Origin of the sequence: Streptomyces roseirectus (assembly GCF_014489635.1) — a bacterium.
Classification (GTDB): Bacteria; Actinomycetota; Actinomycetes; order Streptomycetales; family Streptomycetaceae; genus Streptomyces; species Streptomyces roseirectus.
In genome coordinates, this window is record NZ_CP060828.1 from 5489364 (window position 1) to 5509599 (window position 20236).

Below are 20236 nucleotides of genomic sequence, written 5' to 3' on the forward strand. Positions count from 1 at the left end.
CTCTGTCGGCCGTCCCCTCCGGTCACCACAATGTGCGGGCAGAACATGAGCAGTGTTCAGGTTTTCTGCGCCGTCCCCGGAGGCCGTACGTGGCAAGTGAAAGACAGTTCTCCCGCCGCACGTTGATCGGGGGCGCGGGCGCCCTCACCCTGGCCGCGACGGCGGCCGGCCCGGCCTCCGCGTCGGCGGCGACCGCCAAGCGTGACGTGGACGTCGCGATCGTCGGCGCCGGGCTCGCCGGGCTGACGGCGGCCCGCGACCTGGTGGCGGCCGGTAAGTCCGTCGTCGTCCTGGAGGCCCGCGACCGCGTCGGCGGCCGGGTGCTCAACCTCCGGCTCGCCAACGGTCAAGTCACCGAAGGCGGCGGCGAGTTCATCGGCCCGACGCAGACCCGCATGAAGGCGCTCGCCGACTCCCTCGGCGTCGAGACCTTCGCGACCTACAACACCGGCGACAACCTCCTCTACAAGGACGGCAAGAGGACCCCCTACGCCACCGGCGGCCCGCTCGGCTCCGTGCCGCCCGTCGACGTCGCCGGACTCGCCAACGCGGCCATCGTGCAAGCCTCGTTGAACGACATGGCCAAGCAGGTCCCCATAGACGCGCCCTGGACCGCGCCCAAGGCCGACGAATGGGACCGCCAGACCTTCGAGACCTGGCTGCGCGCCAACGCCGTCGTCCCGTCCGCCAAGTTCCTTCTGGACGTGGCCTGTACGTCGATCTTCTCGGCCGAACCGCGGGAACTCTCCCTGCTGTTCGTCCTGTACTACATCGCCGGAGCGGGCGACGCCGACCACCCCGGCACGCTGGAGCGGCTGACCGAAACGGCGGGCGGCGCCCAGGAGTTGAGGTTCGTCGGCGGCTCACAGCTCGTGCCGGTCAAGCTCGCCGCGACGCTCGGCGACCGCGTCGTGCTGAACGCGCCGGTCCGCTCGATCACCAAGTCCGGTGCCAGGTACGTCGTTTCGGCGGACGGCGCGACGGTCACCGCGTCCCGCGTCGTCGTCGCCGTGCCCCCGCCGCTCGCCGCGCGCATCTCCTACGACCCCCTGATGCCCGCCTCCCGTGACCAGCTCACGCAGCGCCTGCCGATGGCGTCCGTCGCCAAGGCGATCGCCGTCTACGACACGCCCTTCTGGCGGGCCGACGGTCTCAACGGGCAGGTCGTCAGCGACAGCGGCGTGATCAGCTCGACGTTCGACAACTCCCCGCCGGACGCCTCCTTCGGCGCCCTCATGGGCTTCATCGAGGCTGACAAGGCACGGCAGTTGGACGCGGCGAGCGAGGCGGAGGTGCGGGCGGCGGTCCTCAAGGACCTCACCACCTACTTCGGCCCCAAGGCCGCCGCGCCGACCTCCTTCGCCCTGCACCGCTGGAACAACGAGCAGTACACGCGCGGCGGCCCCGTCTCCATCGCCGCGCCCGGCGTACTCACCCAGTACGGACGGTCGTTGCGTGCCCCGGTCGGCGGAATTCACTGGGCCGGGACGGAGACGTCCGTGTACTGGATGGGGTTCATGGACGGCGCCGTGCGGTCGGGCGAGCGGGTGGCGAGGGAAGTCCTCGCGGCACTCTGACGGGCCGTCAGTCACCGGGCCGTGTCAACTCACGGCCACAGCAGTGCTTTCTCCCAACTCCCCCGCGCCCGCCGGTACTCCAGCCGGACATGCCTGCGCCGCTCGTCGCCCTGGAAGAACTCCACGGCGTCCGGCGTGAGCCGGTACAGCGTCCAGGTCGGGGCGGGGGCGTCCGGATCGCGTACCGCCCGCTCCCACGCCTCCTCGGAGGCGGCGGCCAACTCGCCCACGGACGAAAGGACTTGGCTCTGCCTTCCGGTGAGCGCGGCGGCCAGCGCGCCCGTCGAGCGGGCGTGCAGATCCGCCTGGGACTCCGTGTCCGGGGCCGTCGTCACCCGGCCCCGGACACGGACCTGGCGGCCGAGCGACGGCCAGTAGAAGGCGAGGGCCGCCTGGGGCCGCACCGCCAGCTGCCGCCCCTTCCGGCTGGTCGAGTGCGAGGCGAACGACCAGCCGTGGTCCTCGTCGGCGCCGTGCAGCATGACGATCCGCACGTCCGGGGCGCCGTCCTCGTCGGCCGTCGCGAGCGACACGGTGTGCGGCTCGCGCTCGCCCGCCGCCACGGCCTCGGTGAACCAGCGCTCGAACAGGGGCAGGGGGGTGTCCGGGGCGGCGTCGGGGTCGAACGGCGGGAGGCTGGTGGCCTCGGGCGCCCAGACCCGGAGGGTGCGCAGGAGACGGGGAAGGTCGCTGGTCATGGGCCGATTATCGAACGGACCCCGTACGACTCCGGAGCTACGGGGCTCACCGCTGCCGGAACTGCACCCCCGTCGACTGCACGACGTTCGCCTTCACTGCGATCCCGTCCACGACCAGCTGCTCCCCGTAGATGTCGGTGATCCGCAGCGACCCGCCGCACCCGGCGCCCTGCTCCGACAGGAAGTAGTTGTAATCGGTCCGCGCGAGCCGCAGCCACGAACCCCCGCTGCGCACCTCCAGGCGGGCCACCGGGTTGCGGTGCCCGATGACCATGATCCCGCACCAGTACTGCGAGGACCCGGTCTTGTAGCGCACGGACAGGTTCCCGTCGACACCCGGGCTGACCAGGCTCCACGAGATCGGGATCCGCCCGGTGGACAGCGGCGCCAGCTTCGCGAACGCCTGCTGGCTCAGGTCGAGTTGACCGGGCGCGCAGGGCGCCGGGCACTCGTTGGTGATCCGCACGGTGATGGCGGCGCCGCCCGCGTTGACCCGCACGTACGCGCCGCACGCCTTGGACGTCTCGTAGTCGGCGGTGTTCATCGCGGCGGTCATGACGTCGCTCGTGGGCCCGAAGGAGCAGGCACCGTCGCCGTTGCCGATGTCGTACGCCGTGGCGACGCCCTGGTACGTCCGGCCGGGCTCGATACGGCCGGCGAGCGGGGCGTCGGCGCTTCCGGCGGCGGCGACGGTGCCTGAGCCCGACCCGCCGCCCGCACCGGAACCGGCTCGCGCGCGGACGGGCGGGGTGGCGGTGGGCGTGGGAGAGGGCTTCGCGGCGGGGGCGGACCCGGAGGGCGAGGCCGAGGGGGAACCCGTAGTACTCGGGGTGGGGGATACCGAGGAGGTAGGGGAGGGGCTGCCCGAGGGGTACGGGGACTGCCCGGACCGCTCCTCCACGACGCTCCCCGCACCGGCGCGCGCCTTCGCGTCGTTCTCGTCACCCCCGTGGGACCCGCCGCCCGGCCGGAACGCGACGACCAGCGAGACCACCAGGGCGATGCCCGCGACGGCGATGACGGATATGAGGGCGCCGGACAGGCGACGGGGCCGGCTGCGCCGGTGCGATGTGGATACCACGCGTAGTCCTTAGGTCGGGTGGGGCTACTCCTCAGTGGCCACAGGTCCCCCAAAGGTTGCCGGGCCGATCGTATGAATGTCCCGCCCGTCTCGGGGCCCGTACGGGGGATTCGTCGAAAGACACATATTTATGCCTTTCTGGTTAATTAAATCCCGATGGTAAGAGATAGCCGTTGTGACGGGAGTCTTCGCTGGTGAGCCAAGAGGCGGGAGCAGTTGATGAGGCGTCAGAGAACGTCCGCGCGCTGGAGAGGCGGCGGCTCGGACAGGCCGCGTTCCCGGCATTTCCTGGCCGCCGTGGTGGCCGTCCTCGCGCTGTTGCTGTCCTGGCTGCCGCCCGTGTGGGCGCCCGTGGCGGCGGCGGTCCCGGCGGGGTCGGAGTATCCGGCGAACTGGTCGATCAGCGGTAACACCGCGACCGGCACCACGCCGAGCGGTGTCGTCGTCACCGCGACCGTGGGCGGGGCGGTGAACGCGCCTACGCAGGGCGACATCATCTTCACCGGCACCCGTCCGTCGTACCTCCCGAGCGGTACGTCGGCGCTGCGGCTCGGCATCGCGAACTGCACCAACACCGCGACGAGCGGCTGTGGTTCGATCACCTACACGTTCTCGCAGCCGGTGAGGACGCCGATCCTCTACATCGGTGCCGTGGGCGGGTACACCTCGTCGACGACGATCGCGAGCTATCACGACCACCCGGTCACCCTCGCGTCCGGCACGTTCAGCCTGGACTCGTCCGGTTCGCAGAGCCCTCGCATGGGGATCTGGAACGGCTCAAGCACCGTGGGTATCGTCAACCCGCAGCAGTACGTGGGCACTTCTCCGGGCGACGGATCGAGCTGCGGCATCTTCGGCTGCGGCGCCTACGACATCGCCACGACGACCCCGACGATCACCAGCCTGACCCTGTACTACGGGTACGAGGGCAGCGGCAACAACCTCGACGGGTTCAACCAGATCCTCGGCATCACCCCTGCCACCACCTCCCTCTCCCTCACCAAGTCGGCCTCCCCGAGCCAGATCGCGAAGGCCGGGGACACGGTCACGTACTCCTACCAGGTGACCAATACCGGAGAGGTACCTGTCACCAACCCCAGGATCAACGAGTCCTCCTTCTCGGGTACGGGCACCAAGCCGTCGGTCTCCTGTCCTACGGGTTCCCTCGGGGTGGGCGCGTCGGTCACCTGCACGGTGACCTACACGGCGACCCAGGCGGACGTCGACGCGGGCCGGGTCACCAACACGGCGACGGCGACGGCGACCCCGCCGAGCGGTATGACGGCGCCGGTCTCGAACTCCTCGACGGCGACGGTCACGGCCACCCAGAATCCGGCGCTGACCGTGGAGAAGACGGTTGCCGAGACGGGCGACCTGAACGCCGGGCAGACGCTCCACTACTCGTTCAAGGTCACCAACACCGGGAACGTCACGCTGAGTCCGGTCAGGATCAACGAGACCGCGTTCACCGGCAGTGGCGGCACCCCCACCGTGACCTGTCCCAACGTCCAACTGGCGCCCGGCACTTCGCTGACCTGTACGGCGACGTACACGGTGACGCAGGCGGACGTCGACGCGGGGACGATCTCCAACACCGCGACCGCGACCGGGACTCCGCCGAACAACGGCACGCCCGTCACCTCGACTCCGTCGACCGTCGTCGTCCCGTTCACGGCCAGGCCGGCGCTGACGGTGGCGAAGACGGCGGACAAGCAGAACGTCGTCGTCGGTGACGTGATCACCTACTCGTACAAGGTCACCAACACCGGCAACGTGACGATGAGGAACGTCTCCGTCGCCGAGGGCACCTTCTCGGGCACCGGCACCAAGCCGACGCCCTCGTGCCCGGCCGCCGCGAGTTCGCTCGCGCCGGGTGCCTCGGTGACCTGCACGGCGACGTACACCGTCACCCAGGCCGACGTGGACGCCGGGAAGATCAGCAACGCGGCGACGGCATCGGGGACGCCCCCTAATACCACCACCCCCATCACCTCACCCCCGGGTACTACGACGGTGACGACGTCCCAGAGGCCCGCGCTGACGGTCGTCAAGACGTCCGACCGCACGGACCTGGTCGTCGGGCAGACGGTGACGTACTCGTTCAAGGTCACCAACACCGGCAACGTCACCCTGAAGAACGTCACTCCCAAGGAGGGCACCTTCAGCGGTACGGGCACCATGTCGGCGATCTCCTGCCCGGCCGCCGCGAGTTCGCTGGCGCCCGGCGCGTCGGTGACCTGCACGGCGACGTACGTCGTCACCCAGGCGGACGTGGACGCGGGCAAGGTGACCAACACGGCGACCGCGACCGGCGTTCCGCCGGGGACGGACACGCCGGTCGAGTCGCCGCCGAGCCCGCCGAACACCATCACCGGCACGCAGAAGCCCGCGCTGACGGTCGTCAAGACGGCCGACCGCACGGACCTGGTCGTCGGGCAGACGGTCACGTACTCCTACAAGGCCACGAACACCGGCAACGTCACCCTCACCAACCTGACCGTCGACGAGGGCAGCTTCTCCGGCACCGGCACCATGTCGGCGATCACCTGCCCCGCCAACTGGCTGGCGCCGGGCGCGTCGACGACGTGCACCTCGACCTACACGGTGACGCAGGCGGACGTGGACGCCGGGAAGCTCACCAACACGGCGACGGCATCGGGGACGCCCCCTAATACCACCACCCCCATCACCTCACCCCCGGGTACTACGACCATCACCGGGACCCCGAAGCCCGCGCTGACCGTCGTGAAGTCCGCCGACCGCACGAACCTGGTCCTCGGGGACACCATCACCTACTCCTTCAAGGTGACCAACACCGGCAACGTCACCATGCGGGACATCGCCGTCCAGGACAGCGACTTCACGGGCACCGGCACGCTCTCCGCGATCTCCTGCCCGACGACGACGCTGGCGCCGGGCGCCTCGACGACCTGCACGGCGACGTACAAGGTCACGCAGGCGGACGTGGACGCGGGCACGCTCTCCAACTCCGCGACGGCGACCGGCGTTCCGCCGAACAGCACCACCCCGACGAACTCCCCGCCGTCCACGACGACGGTCCCCGGGACGCAGACGCCGTCCCTGAAGGTCGAGAAGTCCTCCGACCGCACGGACCTGGTCGTCGGTGAGACGGTGACGTACTCGTTCAAGGTCACCAACACCGGCAACGTGACGCTCAAGAACGTTGCCGTGCAGGAGGGTTCGTTCTCCGGCACGGGCAGCATGTCCGCCATCTCCTGTCCCGCCGGGGCGAGTTCGCTCCCACCGGGTGCGGCGGTGACGTGCACGGCGACGTACGTCGTCACGCAGGCGGACGTGGACGCGGGCAAGGTGACCAACACGGCGACGGCCAACGGCGTCCCGCCGGGCACGACCACACCCATCGACTCGCCGCCGAGCCCGCCCAACACGATCACCGGCACCCAGAAGCCGGCGCTGAAGGTCACCAAGGCCGCCGACAAGACGGTCGTGGCCCTCGGGGACGTCGTCACCTACACCTTCACGGTGACCAACACCGGGAACGTGACGATGACGGACGTCGCGATCAAGGAGGGGGACTTCAGCGGTACGGGGACCATGTCGGCCCCGGTCTGCTCGGACGGCGCGAAGTCGCTGGCGCCCGGCGCGTCGACGACCTGCACGGCGACGTACACGATCACGCAGGCCGACGTGGACGCCGGCAAGGTCACCAACTCCGCCACCGCCAACGGCGTTCCGCCGAACAGCACGACGCCGGTGGACTCGCCGCCGACGACCACCACGGTGACCGTGGACCAGAAGCCCGCGCTGAAGGTGGAGAAGTCGAGCGACCGTACGGACCTGGTCGTCGGGCAGACGGTCACCTACTCCTTCAAGGTCACCAACACCGGCAACGTCACGATGGCGGACGTGTCGGTGAAGGAGGGCGACTTCAGCGGTACGGGGACGATGTCGGCGATCACGTGCCCGGACGCGGCGAAGTCGCTCGCGCCCGGTGCCTCGGTGACCTGCACCGCGACCTACGTGGTCACGCAGGCGGACGTGGACGCGGGCAAGCTCACCAACTCCGCGACCCCTACGGGTACGCCTCCGGGTAGCACGACCCCGCAGGACTACCCCCCAGGTACGTCAACCCTGACGGGTACGCAGACGCCGGGCCTCACGGTGGTCAAGACGGCCGACAAGACGGACCTGGTCGTCGGGGAGACGATCACGTACTCCTTCAAGGCGACGAACACGGGGAACGTCACGCTGAAGGACGTCACCATCAAGGAGGGCGACTTCAGCGGTACGGGTACCCTCTCGGCGCCGAGCTGCCCCGATGCGGCGAAGTCGCTCGCGCCCGGCGCCTCGGTGACCTGCACGGCGACGTACGTCGTCACGCAGGCGGACGTGGACGCGGGGACGATCACCAACTCGGCGACGGGCACGGGTGTTCCGCCGGGGACGACCACGCCGATCACGTCGGACCCGTCGACGGCGAAGGTGCCGGGGACGCAGACGCCGTCGCTGAAGGTGGAGAAGTCGTCGGACCGCACGGACCTGGTCGTCGGGGAGACGGTCACGTACTCGTTCAAGGTGACCAACACGGGCAACGTCACGCTGAAGGAAATCGCCGTGAAGGAAGGCGAGTTCAGTGGGTCGGGGACCATGTCCGCCGTCACCTGCCCGGCCGGTTCGCTGGCGCCGGGTGCGGCGGTGACGTGTACGGCGACGTACACGGTGACGCAGGCTGATGTGGACGCGGGCAAGGTGACCAACACGGCGACCGCGACCGGTGTTCCGCCGGGGACGGACACGCCGGTCGAGTCGCCGCCGAGCCCGCCGAACACGATCACGGGGACCCAGAAGCCGGCGTTGGAGGTCGTGAAGGCGGCCGACAAGACGCAGGTGGTCCTCGGGGACGCGATCACGTACACCTTCACGGTGACGAACACCGGGAACGTCACTCTCAAGGACGTCACCATCAAGGAGGGCGACTTCAGCGGTACGGGGAGCATGTCGGCCCCGGTCTGCTCGGACGGCGCGAAGTCCCTGGCGCCGGGCGCGTCGACCACGTGTACGGCGACGTACACGGTGACGCAGGCGGACGTGGACGCCGGGAAGATCACCAACTCGGCCACCTCGACCGGCGTACCTCCGCAGGGGGACACGCCCGTCACCTCGCCGCCCGGGACGAGCACGGTGACCGTGGACCAGAAGCCGGGGCTGAAGGTCGAGAAGACGGCCGACAAGTCGGACCTGGTGGTCGGGGAGACGGTGACGTACTCCTTCAAGGCGACGAACACCGGGAACGTCACGCTGAAGGACGTCGCCGTCAAGGAGGGCGACTTCAGCGGGACGGGGACGATGTCCGCGATCACGTGCCCGGACGGGGCGAAGTCGCTGGCGCCCGGCGCGTCGGTGACCTGCACGGCGACGTACGTCGTCACGCAGGCCGACGTGGACGCGGGCAAGCTCACCAACTCCGCGACGGCGACCGGCGTTCCGCCGAACACGACGACGCCGATCGAGTCGCCGCCCACGCCCTCCACGATCGACGGGACCCGGACGCCGGGCCTGAAGCTGGAGAAGTCGGCGGACCGTACGGACCTGGTCGTGGGCCAGACCGTCACCTACTCGTTCAAGGTCACCAACACCGGCAACGTCACGATGAAGGACGTGGCGGTGAAGGAAGGGGACTTCAGCGGTACGGGTGAGCTGTCGGAGATCACGTGCCCGGACGGTGCGAAGTCGCTGGCGCCGGGTGCGTCGGTGACCTGCACGGCGACGTACGTCGTCACGCAGGCGGACGTCGACGCGGGCAAGCTCACCAACTCGGCGACCCCTACGGGCACGCCTCCGGGTAGCACGACCCCGCAGGACTACCCCCCGGGTACTACGACCGTGACCGGTACTCCGGAGCCCGGTCTGAAGGTGGAGAAGAGCGCCGACAAGTCGGACCTGGTGGTCGGGGAGACGGTCACGTACTCCTTCAAGGCGACGAACACCGGGAACGTCACTCTCAAGGACGTCACCGTCAAGGAGGGCACCTTCAGCGGTACGGGGCAGCTCTCCCCGATCACGTGTCCGGACGGTGCGAAGTCGCTGGCGCCGGGTGCGTCGGTGACCTGTACGGCGACGTACGTCGTCACTCAGGCCGACGTGGACGCGGGCAAGGTGACCAACACGGCGACCGCGACCGGTGTTCCGCCGGGGACGGACACGCCGATCGAGTCGCCGCCGAGCCCGCCGAACACGATCACCGGTACTCCGGAGCCAGGTCTGAAGGTGGAGAAGAGCGCCGACAAGTCGGACCTGGTGGTCGGCGAGACGGTCACGTACTCCTTCAAGGCGACCAACACCGGGAACGTCACCCTGAAGAACGTGACCATCCAGGACGCCGACTTCAGCGGTACGGGGACGATGTCGGCGATCACGTGCCCGGACGGGGCGAAGTCGCTGGCGCCGGGTGCGTCGGTGACCTGCACGGCGACCTACGTCGTCACCCAGGCGGACGTGGACGCGGGCAAGCTGACCAACTCCGCGACCGGGACCGCCGTTCCGCCGGGTACCAACACGCCGACGTCCTCGCCGCCGGCGCCGCCGGTCACGATCACCGGGACGCACAAGCCCGGTCTGACGGTGGAAAAGACCGCCGACAAGAATGAGTTGGTGGCCGGCGAGACCATCACCTTCTCCTTCAAGGCGACCAACACCGGGAACGTGACGCTGACGAACGTCACCGTGCACGAGGGCGACTTCAACGGCACGGGCGTCCTGTCCGCGCCGACCTGTCCGGACGCCGCGAAGTCGCTGGCGCCGGGTGCGTCGGTGACCTGCACGGCGACCTACGTCGTCACCCAAGCCGACGTCGACGCGGGGCAGTTGGAGAACTCCGCGACCGTGACCGGCGAGCCGCCGCTCGGCGGGGACCCGATCACCTCGCCGCCGGGGACGACCAAGGTGCCGTCCGACGCGCGGCCGGGGCTGACGGTCGTGAAGTCGGCCGACAAGAACCGGCTCGTGGCGGGTGAGACGATCACCTACTCGTTCGTGGTGACCAACACCGGCAACGTCACGATGAAGGAAGTCGCCGTGCAGGAGGGCGAGTTCACTGGGTCGGGCACTCTGTCAGACGTCTCCTGCCCGGACGGGGCGAAGTCGCTGGCGCCGGGCGCGTCGGTGACGTGCACGGCGACGTACGAGGTCACGCAGGACGACGTCGACGCCGGGACCATCGACAACTCGGCCACCGGCACCGGGGTTCCGCCCGCCGGGCCGCCGTACACCTCGCCGCCCGGCAGGACCACGGTCCCCACGGACCCCAAGCCGGGCCTGTCGGTGACGAAGACGGCGTCGCCCGACCGCAAGGTGAAGGCCGGCGAGACGATCACGTACTCGTTCCTGCTGGCCAACACGGGCAACGTGACGCTGCTCGACGCGCGGCCCGTGGAAGGGGAGTTCACCGGCACCGGCAAGATCTCCCCGATCAACTGCCCCGACTCGGCGGCCAAGTTGATCCCCGGGCAGCGCGTCACCTGCACGGCCACCTACCAGGTGACCGAGGCGGACGCGAAGTCCAGCCGCATCACCAACGCGGCGACGGGAACGGCCCGCGTCCCCGGCGGCAACCCGCCGCCGCAGCCGCCGACTTCGACCGTCACGGTGACGACGGAGCCGCCGCCGACGCCGGAACTCCCGGAGACGGGTGAGGACTTCAGCCCGGTGCTGATCGGCCTCGCGGTGTCGCTGGCCGCGGCGGGTGGGGTGCTGCTGCTGGTGGTGCGGCGCCGACGCGGGTAGTGGTGACCGTGTGAGAAACGGGGCGTCCGCCGGTTGGCGGGCGCCCCGTTCGGCGTTGGGGGGAGGCGGGTTCAGAGGAGGTGGTCGGCTTTTCCGGCCTTGATTTCGAGGATGAGGGCGCGGAGTGCTTCGCGGGAGTCGGTGAGGGGGGTGTCTTCTTGTCCGGCGACGGCGATGTAGGCGTTGCCGGAGGTGTCGGTGCCGAGTCTGAAGCAGGCGGAGCCTTCCTGGCAGAACGGTTCTTCCCAGGTGATGTCGCTGTGCATGGTGGTCCTCAAAGTTCTCGGGCGACGGTGAGGATGAAGTCGCGCGAGGCGGCCGGTGGCAGTGCGGCGGAGTCCATCCAGGTCATATGTGCACGGTACTTCGCGAGTTGGGCGTCCGCGTCGGTGAATACGGGGCCGCTCGTGGAGTCCAGCTGCACGGTGTCGAGCTGGGGGACGGGGCCGTCCGCGTACGCCATGGTGTGCCCGGCTCCGGGGAAGTCGATCACGGTCATCGGGATGACGCGGACTTCGACGGTGTCGCGCTCGGACTGCTCGGCCAGGTAGATGAGTTGGTTCCTGGTGGCCTCGATGCTGCCGAAACGCATGCGCAGGGCGGCTTCGTGGATGTACGTGGTGAGGGAGAGCGGGGCGGGCCGGTCGAAGACCTGCTGCCGGGCCATGCGGTGGGCGACCCTCAGCTCGACCTCCAAGCGGCTGATGGGGATCAGCCCCGCGCCGAAGATGCCGCGTGCGTACTCCTCGGTCTGGAGGAGGCCCGGCGGGTGCATGAACTGGACCGCGCGAAGCCGCGTGGTGTGCCACTCCAACTCCGCGATGTCCAGCAGGCCGGCGGGCAGTGAACCCCGGTACTGCTCCCACCAGCCGCGCTCCTTGTGCTCGGCCATGGCGACCAGTGCGCTGACGTAATCCTCGTCCGTGCACTCGTAGTTGCAGGCGAGTGTGCGCACCCGGTCGGCAGAGAACGTGCGGATGCCCGACTCCATGTTGGACAGGCGGGTCCGGTCGATGCCGAGGAGTCCGGCCGCGTACTCGGTGGTGACGTCCGCCGCCATGCGCATCTTGCGCATCTCCATGCCCAAGCGCCTCTGCCGCTGGGTCGGCGTGTTCCTCGTGACCATGCTGCCCCTAACGCGCGTGTGATCGGCCCAAGTCTGCCGTGGGCAAGGTAGTCCAGTCCAACACGGGTGGGGTAATTATTCGAGAACCGATGGACAGTTAACGGAACAACTCCCTACATTCAGTCGTGGCTCGATCACAGAGCCGTCTCAATCCCCACGTGCCACAAGGGAGTTGCCGTGCCCATCGACATGCCCGGAGACGGGATCTGCCGGTCCCCCCGCCTCGGCCCCACCCAACTCGCCTTCATCCCCTGCCTCCCCACCGACCTCCGCTACAGCTTCACCCTCCCCGCCGACCTCCAGACCCCCGGCGTCGCCCGCCACGCCACCCGCGCCATCCTCAACGTCCACTCCCTCACCGCGATCACCGACGCCGCCGTCCAGACCGTCAGCGAACTCACCACCTGCGCCTGCCGGTTCACCCCCGGCAAGGAGATCTACCTCTCCCTCCGCTACCGCGAGGACGCCCTGTACGTCACCCTCTTCGACGACCACCCGCAGCACACCAACCGCCACCTCAAGTCCGCCTGTGAAGACCACCGTTGCACCTCGCTCGACCTCCTCGACCGCGTCATCGGCGCCTGCCGGGGCGACTGGGGCATCGGGCCCGCCAGCGCCTTCAATGGCGGCACGAAGATGTGGGCCACCCTGCCGAGGGAGGGGGCGGAGAGGTACTCGAAGGGGTGAGGGGGGTCACCGCCCCAGCACCACCGTCCCCGACGAACAGAACCACCCGCCCGTCCCCGAGGCCACCCCCAGCCGGGGCAAGTCCCCCTCCCGCCCCCGGACTTGCCTCGCGCCCGCCTCGCCTCGCAGTTGCCGGACCGCCTCGACCAGGAGGAACAGCCCCCGCATACCGGGGTGTTGGGCGGAGAGGCCGCCGCCGTCCGTGTTGACGGGCAACTCGCCGCCCTCGACGAGGAGCCGGCCCTTGTCGACGAAGGCGCCACCCTCACCCTTGGCGCAGAAGCCGAGGTCTTCGAGGGTCACCAGTGTCATATAGGTGAACGCGTCGTAGATCTCGGCGAAGTCGATCTCACCAGGGCCAACTCCCGCCCGCTCGAAGGCGATCCGGCCGCTCACCGCGGCCGGGGAGACCGTGAAGTCCGCCCACTCCGACATGCTCGCGTGCGAGACGTGCTCCCCGCTGCCCAGCACCCAGACGGGGGTCGAGCGGCAGTCCCGCACGTACTCCTCGGCCGCCAGCAGGATCGCGGCGCCGCCGTCCGAGCGGATGCAGCAGTGCAGCTTGGTGAAGGGGTCGGCGATCAACTCCCCGTCCAGGACGTCCGCTTCGGTGATCGGCGTCCGGAACATCGCCTCGGGGTTCAGGACGGCGTTCGCGCGGGCCTGGACCGCGACCGACGCCAACTGCTCGACGGTGGTGCCGAATTCGATCATGTGGCGCCGCGCGGCCATCGCGTACTTCGCGATCAGCGTGTGCCCGTACGGCACTTCGAACTGGCTCGGCCCCCGGCCGCCGAACGACAGCGTGCCGGTGCGCCGCCCCGCCCGCACGTCCGCCCGCGCCGTCGAACCGTAGGCGAGGAGGACGACGTCGGCGTGTCCGGCGGCGATCGCGTCGGCGGCGTGCGCGGCCATGACCTCCCACGTGGAGCCGCCGACGGACGTCGAGTCGACCCAAGTCGGCCGCAGGCCCAGGTAGTCGGCGACCTCGACCGGCGCGAGCGTGCCGAGTCCGGCGGACGCGAAGCCGTCGACCGCGCTCCGGTCCAGACCGGCGTCGGCCAGCGCGCGCCGGGCCGCCTGGGCGTGCAGGGCGTAGGGGGTCGTGTCGTCGAGGCGTCCGCAGTCGGAGAGGGCCGCGCCCACCACAGCTACCTTGCGCGTCATGAAATCTGACGGTACATCAGATCGGCTCTCTTCAATATGCGTCGGCACTTTGGTATGACGAGTCGTCAGATCCTGGACCCTGGGGGACCCGTGGACGCCAGCCTCACCGCCGAACAGCACGAGATCCGGCGCACCCTGCGCGAACTCCTCGGAAAACGCTGCGGCTCCGCCGAGCTGCGGGCGGCGGTCGAGACCCCCGCCGGACACGACCCCGCCCTCTGGGACGCCCTCGCCACCCAACTCGGCCTGCCCGGACTCGCCTTGCCGGACAAGTACGGCGGGGTCGGCTGCGGCACACTCGAACTCGCCCTCGCCGGAGAGGAATTGGGGCACGCGCTCGCACCGTCCCCGCTGCTCGCGACCTCCGTCCTCGCCGCCCCGCTGATCCTCGCCCTCGGCAGTGCCGCGCAACGCGAGGCCCACCTGCCCCGCATCGCCGCCGGACGGCTCACCGCCACCCTCGCCGCTCCCGTCGACGCCCTCGCCCTGACCTGCGGGAACGACGGCGACTGGGCCGGAGGCGGGCGCGCCGGGGGCGTCCAGGCCCGGACCCGTGACGGTGGCTGGCGGCTCTACGGGGAGGCCGTGCGCGTCCTCGACGGGCACAGCGCCGGGCTGCTGGTCGTCGCCGCGCACTGCGGCGGGTTCGCCCGGTCCCGGGTGCGGCTGTTCCTCGTCCACGGGGACGCGCCCGGCGTGACGCGGGTGCGGCATACCGCGGTTGACGTCACACGGCCACTCGGGCGCGTCCAACTGAGGGATGTTCCCGCCGAGTTGCTGGGGGACGACGTCGACGTCCTGGGTCCGCTCGCCTCGGCCGGGGAGGTGTTCGCGGCGCACCTCGCCTGCGAAGCCGTCGGCGCGGCCGGGCGCGTGCTGGAGATGACCGTCGAACACGTCAAGCGGCGCGAGCAGTTCGGACGTCCGATCGGGTCCTTCCAGGCCGTGCAGCACCGGCTCGCGGACGTCTACGTGCGGGTGCAGGCCGCGCGGTCGGCCGCGTACTACGCCGCATGGGCGGCCGGACGGGAGGCGGTTGGCGGACTCGCGCTCGCGCAGGCCCTCGACGCGCTGCGGCTCGCCGCCGCCGAGGGGATCCAACTGCACGGCGGCATCGGGTTCACGTGGGAGCACGACGCGCACCTGTACTTCAAGCGGGCCGCCGGCGACGAGGCGCTGTTCGGCCCGGCACACCGGCTGCGCGCGCACGCCGCCGACACCGCCCACGTCTTCACGGAAAAGGGAGTGACCGCGTGACCAGCTTCGGCGTCCGGATCGTCCAACGCGTCTCGTCCACACGGGTGTTCAGCCGAGTCGGCCCGCGCGTCATCCCCGCGCTCGACCGCGCCGTGCACCGGCTCAGCCGGGGCAAGGTGCTGCTGAGCGCGCAACTGCTGCCGGGCACGATCCTCACCTCGACCGGCGCCCGCAGCGGGCTCGCCCGCCGCACACCGCTCGCCTGCATGCCCGAGGGCGACGGGAGTTGGCTGCTCGTCGGCTCCAACTTCGGCCGCCCGGGGCATCCTTCGTGGACCGCCAACCTCATCGCCCACCCGAAGGCGTCGGTCAACTGGAAGGGCACCGAAATCCCGGTCACCGCCCGGCTGTTGACGGGCGCGGAACGGGACGCCGCATGGCGGGCGGCGCTCGCCTTCTGGCCGCCGTACGCGACGTACCAGGCGCGGATCGACCGCGAGATCCGCCTGTTCAGGGTCACGGCGTCGTGACGGCAACGGGCGATGGCCCACCCAGGTGAACCACCGCCCGCTGAGACAGGACGAGTCAGGTCTGCACGCCTACTTCGTCGGCTTCTTGCCGGTGATGCCGAGGTGCACCAACAGCGCCAGATTCGGCTTGAGTTCGGCCTGCTTCACGCCCCAGGTGGTGAAACCCTTCTGGTGCGAGGCGACGGCGGCCAGCATGGCGACGAGGGAACCGGCGACCGCCGCCGGGTTCACGTCCTTGTCGACCCTGCCCTTGGACTGCAACTCCGCGACCGTGTCCGCGAGGGAGTTGTTCACCGAGTTCAGGATCTTCATCCGGAGCTTGTAGAAACGCTTGTCGCCCTCGGCCGCCCCGAGATCGACCACCCGCAGGATCGCCTCGTTCTTCCGCCAGAACTCCAGGAAACCGTCCACGAGTTCCTGCGCGGTCTGCCAGCCGGCCTTGCCCACCCACGAGCGGCCCGCGAGGAGTTCGGTCAACCCCGCGCCCTCCGCCGCCATTTGCTCGGCGATCTCCAGGACGGCGCCCTCGACGTCCGGGAAGTACTGGTAGAAGGTCGCGGGCGAAGTACCCGCCTTCCGGGCCACGTCGATGACCTTGACGTCCCGGTAGGGAGAGGAGCTGAGCATCTCGCTGAGGCAGTCCAGCAGCTTCTGCCGCGTGGCCTGCCCACGCCGACCGGCTACGCGGCCGTCGACGGTACGCACTTGTCCTGTCATGCCGTCAGCTTACCGAGGGGTGATCGGAGCGCGATTCGGCCGATCCAAATGGGGTGCGACCCGCTCCCGGGGAGGGTCCCGCTGGTCTGCGCGGTGCGGGCCGCGCCGTTACTTTGGGCGCATGGCCGAAAACAGGGCATCGGGGTACGGAGAGGGTGGCGCCGCGGGCGCCTTCGGTGAGGGCGTCCCCTGCTGGGTCGACGCCCAGCTCGGCGACCTCGACGCGGGGAAACGTTTCTACGGTGAGCTCTTCGGGTGGACCTTCACCGAGCCCGACGACCCCGGGATGGCCCACGGCGGCGCCCTGTGGGCGCTCAAGGACGGCCGTCCGGTCGCCGCCCTCACTCCCAAGTCCGACGGACGTATGCCCACCGTCTGGACGGTCTACTTCGCCGCCCCCGACATCCGCCGTACCACGGGGCGCATCATCGCCGTCGGCGGGCAGGTCGTCATGGCCCCCTTCCCCGTCGGGCGGCTCGGCACCGCCGCCCTGGTCACCGACCCCGAGGGGGCCGTGTTCGGCCTCTGGCAGGCCGGGCGCCACGCCGGCTTCGGGGCCCGTCACACCCCTAGTACTTTCGTCTGGGCCGAGCTGTACGCCCGGGACATCGAGACCGTGAACTCCTTCTACGGCGGGCTCTTCCACGAGGCCCTGTTCGGCCCCGACGCCCGCCCCGACTTCGGCCGGGCCCCCGTCTCCGACGTCTTCCCCGCCGAGATGCCCCCGCACTTCGTCGTCCACTTCGGGGTCGAGGACTGCGCCGTCGCCGTCCGGACCGTCGTCCGGCTCGGCGGGCGGGTCCAGGCGGGGCCGTTCCCGACGTCCTACGGGGTCGCCGCCGTCGTGTCGGACAATCAAGGGGCGTCGTTCGCGTTGTTGCAGCGGTGAGAGTCGCGGTTTCGGCACTTTCGGCGTCGGATCAGGGGTGTCTCGGGGGTACGACAGGGTCGAAACCTGCGGGTTACCACCGTTGGACCAGCCTTGATCCGGAGGAATTGTTCCGATAGATGGATTGACGCCCCATTTTTCACCGGGTTCGCAACCGGCCGCCCGGCCAGGAAGAATCAGGGGTGCGTGCCGCCATGGCGGTGCGGTGGTGAGACGCTGCACGGGGTCGCGTGGAAACGTGGCTAGCGCGGCCCGTACGGGGAGGTGGCAGGCAAGTGGTGGATCAGCTGACGCAGCACGATCCGCGGCGGATCGGGCCGTTCGAGGTGCTGGGACGGCTGGGGGCCGGCGGCATGGGGCTGGTCTATCTGGCGCGCTCCGCGTCGGGCCGGCGCGTGGCGATCAAGACGGTGCGCACCGAGCTGGCCGAGGACCAGCTCTTCCGCGTGCGCTTCACGCGCGAGGTCGAGGCGGCGCGCGCCGTCAGCGGCTTCTACACGGCGGCCGTCGTCGACGCGGACCCGCGCGCGGCCGTGCCGTGGCTGGCGACCGCGTACGTTCCCGCGCCCTCCCTCGAAGAGATAGTGAACGACTGCGGGCCGCTGCCGGCCCAGGCGGTGCGATGGCTGGCGGCCGGCGTCGCGGAGGCGCTTCAGTCCATCCACGGGGCGGGGCTCGTGCACCGCGACCTCAAGCCGTCCAACGTCCTCGTCGTCGAGGACGGCCCCCGGGTGATCGACTTCGGTATCGCCTCCGGGGTCTCCAACACCCGTCTGACCATGACGAACGTGGCCGTGGGCACCCCCGCGTACATGTCGCCGGAGCAGGCGAAGGACTCGCGCAGCGTGACCGGGGCGAGCGACGTGTTCTCGCTCGGGTCGATGCTCGTCTTCGCCGCGACCGGGCATCCGCCGTTCCACGGCGCGAACCCGGTCGAGACCGTCTTCATGCTGCTGCGGGAGGGCCCTGACCTGGAGGGACTGCCGGACGAGCTGCGGCCCCTCATCGAGTCGTGCATGCAGATGGAGGCCACGGCCCGGCCCAACCCGGCCGACCTCCAGGCGCAGCTCGCGCCGCACCTGTTCGGGTCCGGGTCCGACGACAGCGGGACGGCCTCGGCCTGGCTGCCGGAGAAGGCCGTCACGATGATCGAGACCCGTAGGGGCGGACGGCCGCCCAGACCGGCGGGTGGCGGGTCCGGGCGGGGCGGGGTCAACCTGTCGTCGCGGCCGGCGCTGCCGCCTCCGCCGTCGCACGATCCCGTAGTACCCGCAGGACCCGTAGGGGGCGCCGGGGGTGCTGGGGGTCCCGGGGGTGCCGCGGGGCCCGCCAGGGGACCCGTAGCCCCCGTAGTACCCCCGAGGCCCGCCGGACCCGCGCCGTTCCCCGCGCCGGTCGGCAGCCCCGACACCGGACCCGTACGACTCGCGGGGGCCCCGGTCCCCATCGGACCCGGCCCGCGCATCTCCGACATCCGGGCGACCGCCGCCGTCCGCGCCCCCGTGCCCGACCCGGGCCTCACGGGGTCCTGGACGCGGGTACGGCCCGGCGCGGCCGGAGCCGCCGGGGCCAATGGGGTGGATCCCGTAGGGGCGGCCCCCGGGGCCGGTGGAGTGACCGGCGCGCCCGCGCTGCCCGCCCCGCCCTCGGAGGCGCCGCCCGGCTGGCGGCCGTGGCGGTTCCGCATGTCGAACGACGTGTGGGGGACGCCCGAGGTCGACGGCGACCTCGTGTACGTCACCTCCTTCGAGGTGCACGCGCTGGACGTCGCTACCGGCCGGCGCCGGTTCAAGACGCGCGACGTCGCCTGGTCGATGGCCGTCGCGGACGGCCGCGTCCACGCCTCCGACGGGCCGACCCTCTTCGCCCTCGACGCCCGCGAGGGCGGTGACCTGTGGCGGCTGCCCGCCGACGCCTGGGTGTACTCCCTCAAGGCCGAGCGCGGCACCATCGTCACCGGCACGCGCGGCGGCGGGGTGCAGGGCTGGGAGGCGTCCAACGGGCAGAAGCTGTGGGAGATCGGCGGCTGCCAGACCGACTTCGAGGCGCCCGAGGCCGGGCCCGTGCTGCACGACGGCACCGTGTACGTCTGGCAGGACGCCCGGCTGCGCGCCCTGGAGGCCCGTACGGGTGACGAACGCTGGTCGTACCCCATCGGCGACGCGGCCTCCTGCGGGGGCGTACCCGTACGGGTAACCCCCGCGGGGGACGGGAACGTGTACGTCTCCGCGGGTACGCGGGTGCTGTCGATCGACATCGCGACGGGGATGGTGCGCTGGCACTTCGAGGCGCCGGCCGCGTTCCTGTCGCCGCCCGCCTTCGTGCCGGGACCCGCGGTCACCGGGGGCGGGGTCTACCTCGCCGACTACCTCGGGACCGTCTACGCGCTGGACGCGGCCGACGGGCGTGACCGGTGGCGGATCGCCACCGAGGCGCGGTCGTCCATCGACCCCGTGCTGGTGGCGGCCGGGCACGTGCACGTGGGGAGCGGGAAGGGGCTCTACACGCTCGACGCCGTGACCGGGACGCCCAAGTGGCGGTTCCAGGCCGGCGGGGACATCGTCGGGTCGCCCGCCGTCGCCGAGGGGCGGATCCACTTCGGGTCCACCGACTGCCTGCTCTACACGCTCAAGGCCGACGACGGTCGGCTGCGGTGGAAGCTCGCGACCGGCGGGGAGATCACTGGCTCTCCGGTCGTACGGGACGGGGTCGTGTACGCGTGCAGCAAGGACCGGTGCGTGTACGCGCTGGACGCGGAGAAGGGGACGGGGACGGCTCGGCCGGCGTAGGGGTCGGCGGGCGG

At 70.7% G+C, this 20236-nt stretch carries 13 protein-coding genes; 7 read left to right on the top strand and 6 right to left on the bottom strand.

All coding sequences use genetic code 11. The features are described from left to right. Positions 1 to 89: 89 nt before the first annotated feature. Positions 90 to 1577: a flavin monoamine oxidase family protein gene (locus IAG44_RS23355; protein WP_187749019.1), complete on the top strand. Its 1488-nt coding sequence runs from the start codon at positions 90 to 92 to the stop codon at positions 1575 to 1577. 29 nt (positions 1578 to 1606) lie between these two features. On the opposite strand, the gene IAG44_RS23360 is transcribed toward IAG44_RS23355, so the two are convergent. Together IAG44_RS23360 and IAG44_RS23365 are read right to left on the bottom strand one after the other, a co-directional pair. Next, positions 1607 to 2275 (bottom strand): pyridoxine/pyridoxamine 5'-phosphate oxidase, encoded by a 669-nt coding sequence (locus IAG44_RS23360; RefSeq protein ID WP_187749020.1) that lies wholly within the window; start codon positions 2273 to 2275, stop codon positions 1607 to 1609. A gap of 46 nt (positions 2276 to 2321) precedes the next feature. Next, entirely contained in the window at positions 2322 to 3356 is a 1035-nt protein-coding gene (locus IAG44_RS23365; protein ID WP_187749021.1) for an expansin EXLX1 family cellulose-binding protein, read from the bottom strand. A gap of 219 nt (positions 3357 to 3575) precedes the next feature. Here IAG44_RS23365 and IAG44_RS23370 point away from each other — a divergent pair, with 219 nt between their 5' ends. Further along, positions 3576 to 11120: a DUF7507 domain-containing protein gene (locus tag IAG44_RS23370; protein WP_187749022.1), complete on the top strand. Its 7545-nt coding sequence runs from the start codon at positions 3576 to 3578 to the stop codon at positions 11118 to 11120. A 71-nt stretch (positions 11121 to 11191) separates the two neighbouring features. On the opposite strand, the gene IAG44_RS23375 is transcribed toward IAG44_RS23370, so the two are convergent. Continuing rightward, positions 11192 to 11386 (bottom strand): hypothetical protein, encoded by a 195-nt coding sequence (locus IAG44_RS23375; RefSeq protein ID WP_187749023.1) that lies wholly within the window; start codon positions 11384 to 11386, stop codon positions 11192 to 11194. A gap of 8 nt (positions 11387 to 11394) precedes the next feature. Then, positions 11395 to 12201, bottom strand: a complete 807-nt coding sequence (locus IAG44_RS23380) for a helix-turn-helix domain-containing protein (protein WP_246562004.1) — start codon at positions 12199 to 12201, stop codon at positions 11395 to 11397. Positions 12202 to 12423: 222 nt separating this feature from the next. Here IAG44_RS23380 and IAG44_RS23385 point away from each other — a divergent pair, with 222 nt between their 5' ends. Continuing rightward, complete coding sequence (locus IAG44_RS23385; RefSeq protein ID WP_187749025.1) at positions 12424 to 12933, top strand: ATP-binding protein; 510 nt, start codon at positions 12424 to 12426, stop codon at positions 12931 to 12933. A gap of 6 nt (positions 12934 to 12939) precedes the next feature. Here IAG44_RS23385 and IAG44_RS23390 read toward each other — a convergent pair whose 3' ends face one another. Continuing rightward, positions 12940 to 14100: a thiolase C-terminal domain-containing protein gene (locus IAG44_RS23390; protein WP_187749026.1), complete on the bottom strand. Its 1161-nt coding sequence runs from the start codon at positions 14098 to 14100 to the stop codon at positions 12940 to 12942. Positions 14101 to 14190: 90 nt separating this feature from the next. On the opposite strand from IAG44_RS23390, the gene IAG44_RS23395 reads away from it, so the two are divergent. Together IAG44_RS23395 and IAG44_RS23400 are read left to right on the top strand one after the other, a co-directional pair. Continuing rightward, positions 14191 to 15357, top strand: coding sequence for an acyl-CoA dehydrogenase family protein (locus IAG44_RS23395; protein WP_187749027.1), 1167 nt, complete (start codon positions 14191 to 14193; stop codon positions 15355 to 15357). Next, entirely contained in the window at positions 15354 to 15827 is a 474-nt protein-coding gene (locus tag IAG44_RS23400) for a nitroreductase family deazaflavin-dependent oxidoreductase (RefSeq protein WP_187749028.1), read from the top strand. The genes IAG44_RS23395 and IAG44_RS23400 overlap by 4 nt, the downstream gene beginning before the upstream one ends. 69 nt (positions 15828 to 15896) lie before the next feature. Here IAG44_RS23400 and IAG44_RS23405 read toward each other — a convergent pair whose 3' ends face one another. After that, the gene (locus IAG44_RS23405) at positions 15897 to 16532 is read right to left on the bottom strand and encodes a TetR family transcriptional regulator (protein ID WP_187752834.1); all 636 of its coding nucleotides are present in this window, start codon (positions 16530 to 16532) and stop codon (positions 15897 to 15899) included. A 133-nt stretch (positions 16533 to 16665) separates the two neighbouring features. Between IAG44_RS23405 and kbpA the strand changes: the two genes are divergently transcribed. Both kbpA and afsK read left to right on the top strand, forming a co-directional pair. Next, the gene (kbpA, locus tag IAG44_RS23410) at positions 16666 to 17433 is read left to right on the top strand and encodes an AfsK-binding protein KbpA (RefSeq protein WP_187749029.1); all 768 of its coding nucleotides are present in this window, start codon (positions 16666 to 16668) and stop codon (positions 17431 to 17433) included. Between the two features lie 275 nt (positions 17434 to 17708). After that, positions 17709 to 20222, top strand: coding sequence for a protein serine/threonine kinase AfsK (gene afsK / locus IAG44_RS23415; RefSeq protein ID WP_187749030.1), 2514 nt, complete (start codon positions 17709 to 17711; stop codon positions 20220 to 20222). Positions 20223 to 20236: the final 14 nt, after the last annotated feature.